The sequence below is a fragment of the Ideonella sp. P3_A4 genome (genome assembly GCF_056403075.1).
The window spans coordinates 1-901 of sequence record NZ_JBFUGE010001205.1; the positions used below are offsets into that span (position 1 = coordinate 1).

Genomic DNA, 901 nt, shown 5'->3' on the forward strand with positions numbered 1-901 from the left:
GGCACGAACCGTTGACTTTCATGCTGGCCGCTCCCCATCAGTTGGTGAGCGGCAAGCATAGAGCGTCAGAGCGCCGCCACCTTGCTACCGGCTTCCCAGCCGCCGCCCAGTGCGCGGATCAGGCCGACCGTCGACTGGAACTGCGCGACCTTGACCTGCACCTCTTGCCGGYGGCTGCGCAGTTCGCTGCGCTGGGCGTCCAGCAGCTCCAGCTGGCTGACCAGGCCGTTCCGATAGCGCGATTCGGACAGCGTCGTGGCGCGCGCCGCCGACTCAACCGCCCTCGCCTGCGCCTTCGATCGCTCATCGAGCGAGCGCAGCAGCGCCAGCTCGTCCTCGACTTCGCGGAAGGCAACCAACACCTGCTGCCGGTAGTCGGCGAGGCTCAATTCGAGCGAGGCCTGCGCGGCATCGACACCCGCCTGCCGACGCCCGCCATCGAACACCGGCAGCGACAGCAAGGCGCCAACCGCCCAGCTGCGCGCCGACCACTTGAACACGTCAGACAGCTCGGGCGACGCGTAGCCGCCCGAGGCCGTCAGCGACAGGTTCGGGAACCACGCCGCCTGCGCCACGCCAACGCGAAGCTGAGCTGCCTGCATCTGGCCCAGTGCGGCCGCCACGTCGGGCCGGCGCGCCAGCACGGCGCTGGGAACGCCAGCCGGGACCTGCGGCACCGCGCCGCGCCAGGGCGCCTGCTCGATCGAGAAGCCCGCCACCGTGTCACCCACCAGCACCGCTATCGCATGCTCCAGCAGCGCGCGCCGTGCGTCGAGCGCCAGTGCTTCCGATTCGGTCTCGGCCAACTCGGTGCGCACCCGCGCCACATCCAGCTCGGCCACGTCGCCGGCGCGTTGTCGGCTTTCGACCAGGCGCAGTGTGTTGCGGTGTGCGGTCAGCG

1 protein-coding gene is annotated in these 901 nt (G+C 70.6%); it reads right to left on the reverse strand.

Going from position 1 to position 901, the window contains the following annotated elements:
• Positions 1-65: 65 nt before the first annotated feature.
• A partial coding sequence (locus AC1DYI_RS36995; RefSeq protein WP_477209051.1) for an efflux transporter outer membrane subunit occupies positions 66-901 on the reverse strand: 836 nt, incomplete at its 5' end.